Below are 5041 nucleotides of genomic sequence, written 5' to 3'. Positions count from 1 at the left end.
GGAACTTGACCACTACTATCGACCCGAAACATAACTAACAGGCGGGTCAATTCTCGGCGCAAATGCCGGGTCACTTCTCAGTGCAAATCAACAGTCACGTCGTTTCATCCAGTCTGGATGATAGATATATTGCTTTCTGTCACGCGCATCACGGCCTGTTGCCTGTATATGCCCATATTCGCTCTGACATATCCAAACGTCCTTCCAAGCGGGTGGAATGGAAAGGGCCGCAATGCGCGCTTTATCCGCCGCACTAACAGCACGTTCTTGGCTATCGACATAGCGAAAACCTTTGCCACAGCGAATACGCTTCAGCCCAGGTTCGGCATCACTGGTATGAATCAGGCGTGAACGGAGCGTTGATTTCTTCGCCAATGCGATCCCCGATTTTTCTGTTGTGATTTTATCGGTGAGATAACACCCCAAAGGAGCGGTGGGTTCCCGCATCAACATCTAAACCCGGAACCTTCCAGCCTTTAGCTGGTTATTCTCTACTCAAAAGAGGATAAGCCAGTGCCCCACGCGTTCTGGAAAGGCTATTTAAAGTTATCGCTCGTCACATGCGCAGTGGAAATAATGCCTGCGACCACTGAAAGCGAAAAAGTGCGCTTCCACACGCTCAATGCTAAAACGGGCAACCGGGTGATCAGTCGCTATGTCGATTCAGTGACACATAAGCCCGTGCGCGACGAAGACGAAATTAAGGGTTTCGAGAAGGCCGAAGGAGACTATGTCCTCCTCGAGGACGATGAGCTTGAAGCCGTGGCTCTCGAAAGCACTCGCACGATCGATATCGAAAAATTCGTGGAGCGCGATAGCATCGGTTGGATTTGGTACGATAAACCCCATTATCTTTCACCGTCTGACAAGGTCGGGCAGGAAGCCTTTGCGGTTATTCGGGAAGCGATGGACAGGAGCGATGTCTGTGGTCTGGCACGGTTAGTCATGTACCGGCGCGAGAGAGCTATCCTTCTGCAGCCCCGCGGACAAGGTATTATTTTGTGGACCTTGCACTTCGGTGATGAAGTCCGAAAAGCGGACGATTATTTCGCGGATATCCAAGCTGAAAAACCTGACAAAAAGTTATTCTCCCTAGTGCGCAAACTGATCAAGGATAAGACAGACGACTGGAATCCAAACATGCTGAAAGACCCGGTTCAGAAGAACCTGAAATCCATGATCGGCGCCAAGAAGAAGAAAGCAAAGTTGCCGACAAAGCCTAAATCCGACGCGAATGTTGCGCCAACCGGCGGCAATGTCATTAACATTATGGATGCTTTGCGCAAAAGCCTCGCCAGCGAAAAAAAACAGCGTTAGAGCGTCAGTTCAGAGTATTGTTTTAATGACTGGGCAAGGTCGTCTCCGCTTTGCGAAAATTGTGCCAGGGATCGTGCTTCAAAGCCGCAATTCGCGTCGGCGTATTCAAAATCGTAAAATGTGCTGGACCGATAGCGGGATTTAGTTCATTCCAGGCGAGTGGCATGGAAACGGCTGCTCCAGGGCGAGCACGTGGTGAGTAAGGTGCAACAGCCGTCATGCCTCGTTGATTGCGCAAATAATCAATGAGTATTTTGCCTTTGCGTTTGGCTTTGGAAATGGTCGAAACATAGCGATCAGGACTGTCTGCCGCCATCTCATCGGCAATCGACTTGGTAAAGGTTTTGAGGCTGTCCCAATTGGCTTTCGGCTTCAATGGCACGACGACGTGCAGTCCCTTTCCTCCGGATGTTTTTACAAATGTTGTCAGGCCATGCTTCTCAAGCCGCTCTTTGGTTTCAAAGGCCCCGTCGATGACACGTTCCCAGGCAACCCCCTCCCCTGGATCAAGGTCCATGATTAGCATATCCGGCAATTCCCAGTCCCTGAGGCTCGAACCCCAAGGATGGATTTCTAGCGAGGCAGCCTGAACCAAACCGATCAAACCGTTAAAATCCTTGATTGCGATGTAAGGCTCTTCATCCTTCTCCGAGGGATCATTCACCTCAACAATATGTTCGTTCAAACCCTTCCAAGCATGTTTCTGGAAGAAATGCTGGCCATCTATACCGGTCGGACAGCGCAGCAGAGCCAAAGGCCGATTGACAATAAATGGTTCAATTCGTGACCAGACTTCGGCGTAGTAATCCACCAGCCCCTGTTTTGTAATGCCCTCCTCTGGCCAGTACACGCGATCCGGGTGAGTGAGCTTCACATCAGTTTCTTCGTGGGATGTTCTATACGGCTGAGATGGCATTGCACTTTTATCCAATGTGACCTCCTCGGCGGCCTTGTCGTCACGCAGTCCGCGGAAAGATGCATGGCGCAGTCTTTTGTCCGCCGTCCATGCACGGAACTCGACTTCTGCAACCAATTGCGGCTTGACGAATATCGCATCGCGTTTTTCTTCAGCGTTCAGCTCTATTGCGAATGGGCTTTGTTCCTGACGTATCGACGTGAGTTTCGTGTAAAGATCTTTGGCCAGCTTGACGGAAAAACCAGTTCCCACACGCCCAACAGGAACAAGTCCTTTCTTCTCCTGAGCGCCCAACAGCAGAGAACCAATTGCGCGAGACGTTGAAGTTGAAGGCACAAATCCGGCAATTACAAACTCCTGCCGTCCTATGCATTTCGATTTGCGCCAGCCCTTGCTGCGCCCGGAAATAGAAGGAGCATCGCTCAATTTCGAGACGATGCCCTCCAGTCCGAGCCCACAAGCGTTCTTGAATACAGCGTCACCATCGGCATCAAAGGCTTCGTTATAGCGCAGCGTTCTCGAGGCATGGGAAATGAGCTTTGCCAGTAGGGATTTGCGTTCGACGAGCGGCACTTGCCGCAAATCGCGGCCATCCTGATAAAGCAGATCAAAGATATAAAAGGCGAACCGGTCCGAACGTCCGTCACTCAGATCGCTTTGCAGTGCCGAAAAGTCCGACAGACCCGCCTTATTTTCCACGACAATCTCGCCATCAAATATGGCATTCTGGACCCCCGTAGCCAGAAGATCGTTGACTATCGAACGGCCAAATTTCTTTGTCCAATCCAGCCCGCTGCGTGAATAGAGCACGACTTTACCATCAGCGACATGCGCCTGAATGCGATAACCATCAAACTTGATTTCGTGAATCCAGCGGCTTCCTCCGGGCGCGGCTGATACCAATGTCGCCAATTGAGGTTCTATGAATGGCGGCATCGCAGCTTTCTTTGCGCGCCTCGACAATGGCACAGCATTGCCTTCCTTCGCTGCGCGGTTTTTATTCAGCGGTCCGGTTTTGGACGACCAGCCCGGCGCTTCATGTTCCACATCGGCGATAATTCGCCCAGTTTTCACCGATTGCGGTTTCTCCTCAAGAATATCGGGGTCGTCAGCCTCTCGTGAAAACTCGTCCTCGCCCTTTATGAGTAACCAGTTTTCTCGCTTTTCACCCGGTTTTCCATGCATTCGAACCAGATGCCAGCGCCCCTTCAGTTTATCGCCGCTCAGTTCGAATTCGAGATGCCCCTTCTTATAATTTTTGCGAGCATCGCCAACCGAGGTCCATTGTCCGCTATCCCACACAATGACCGTCCCGCCGCCGTACTCCCCCTTGGGGATCGTACCTTCAAATCCGGCATATTCAAGCGGATGATCTTCCACATGGACGGCCAAACGTTTCTCGCCCGGGACCAGACTTGGGCCCCGTGTGACCGCCCAGCTTTTCAACACTCCGTCCATTTCCAGCCTGAAATCATAATGCAGCCGACGCGCATCGTGTTTTTGCACCACAAATAAATCGCCCCTGCTTCGCCTGGCTTTGCCGCGGGGCTCCTTCGTCAGGTTGAAGTCACGTTTCTTATGATAGGTTTCGAGCGGCTGTCCCATTATCCAGCCTTTCGGGGCTTCGCTTTGGTTGTTCCGGATTTAGCCAGTTGCTTTTTTGGAGAGCTCAAGGCTGCGCTCTTGCGTAAGGCTTCCTTCAAATCAATCACGTCGGCCGACTTGGGAGCTTCAGGCTTTCTGAGAGGTTTTCCTTCAATCTTTGCCTTAATCAAGTCGGCTAGTGCTGCATCATAGCGGTCGTCAAAACTTGACGGATCGAAGCGGCCCATCTTGGTGCCGATAATATGTTTGGCCAGATCGAGCATTTCCTGATCGAACTTGAATGCTTCCAGATCTTCGAAAGCCTCTTTGACGGGTCGAACTTCGTAATCAAAGTTCAGCGTCGATGCGATCATGCCATCGCCATCCGCACGAATGAGAATTTTACGCGCACGGCGAAAGAGCACCGCCTCAGCGACTGCCGCCACGTTTTCAGCTTTCATTCCATCACGGAGAAGCAAGAACACTTCGTCATCATCTGTGGGCGTCAGATAATAAGGTCGATCGAGATAAACATCGTCGATTTCACTGCATTTGACGAAATGCGTGATATTGAGTGTTTTATTGCTTTCGGGAATTGCAGACTGGATTTCTTCATCATTGAAACTGACGTATTTGCCGGATGAAACTTCATATCCCTTCATCTGCTCCTCTCGCGGAACAGGTTTACCCGTATCGCTATCGACAAATTCACGACTGAGACGATTACCCGTCTTGCGATTGATCAGATGAAAAGAAACCCGCTCTGATGTCGATACAGCCGTATAAAGGCCGAACGGCATCAAAAGTTGATCGACTTTCAACAGACCTTTCCAGTTTGCGCGCAGAGCCATAGCTGCCTCGCTCCTGTGACGAATTGAACCTGATTAGATAAACTCACGCCACCTACTGGTTGTTCCCGACGATTTAGGCAGAAATGCTGCTTTGATATTTCTATCAGCCGCTCTAGCTTTCCGCTTTGAATTTCGTCGCCTCTGCAAGAAGTTTCGGTCGGTCCCGGTGACCAAGGCGATCAATCAAATCACGCGCCTGCAAAGGCGACAGGTCCGAATTCTCGACCAGAAACTTGATATCCTCATCTTCTGTGAGAGGAGCGTGCTTATCGGGTTGACTAGGGCGTAGACTCATAAACTGATGCACCAGATGCGGACAGCGATCAGTTTGACAGCAGCGAGGAAATTGTCCGGGTTCTTGTCGTAACGCGTG

The 5041-nt window shown here is 50.9% G+C and carries 4 protein-coding genes and 1 pseudogene; 1 reads left to right on the top strand and 4 read right to left on the bottom strand.

Going from position 1 to position 5041, the window contains the following annotated elements; translation table 11 throughout:
* Nucleotides 1–87 precede the first annotated feature (87 nt).
* Nucleotides 88–453, bottom strand: coding sequence for a DNA topoisomerase IB (locus FHW00_RS24260; protein ID WP_176168398.1), 366 nt, complete (start codon nt 451–453; stop codon nt 88–90).
* Nucleotides 454–513: 60 nt separating this feature from the next.
* On the opposite strand from FHW00_RS24260, the gene ku (FHW00_RS24255) reads away from it, so the two are divergent.
* Entirely contained in the window at nt 514–1317 is an 804-nt protein-coding gene (gene ku, locus FHW00_RS24255; protein ID WP_078341339.1) for a non-homologous end joining protein Ku, read from the top strand.
* 22 nt (nt 1318–1339) lie between these two features.
* On the opposite strand, the gene ligD is transcribed toward ku (FHW00_RS24255), so the two are convergent.
* The 3 genes and pseudogenes from ligD to FHW00_RS24240 all read right to left on the bottom strand — a co-directional run.
* Complete coding sequence (gene ligD / locus FHW00_RS24250; RefSeq protein WP_078341338.1) at nt 1340–3838, bottom strand: DNA ligase D; 2499 nt, start codon at nt 3836–3838, stop codon at nt 1340–1342.
* Nucleotides 3838–4668, bottom strand: coding sequence for a non-homologous end joining protein Ku (gene ku, locus FHW00_RS24245; RefSeq protein ID WP_078341337.1), 831 nt, complete (start codon nt 4666–4668; stop codon nt 3838–3840). The genes ligD and ku (FHW00_RS24245) overlap by 1 nt, the downstream gene beginning before the upstream one ends.
* A 291-nt stretch (nt 4669–4959) precedes the next feature.
* A pseudogene (locus FHW00_RS24240) lies at nt 4960–5041 on the bottom strand (IS5/IS1182 family transposase); the annotation flags it as partial.

The organism is Ochrobactrum sp. P6BSIII, from assembly GCF_014138065.1.
Taxonomy (GTDB): Bacteria; Pseudomonadota; Alphaproteobacteria; order Rhizobiales; family Rhizobiaceae; genus Brucella.
Note: the sequence above shows the minus strand (reverse complement) of the source record. Positions and strands in the feature narration are given on the sequence as shown.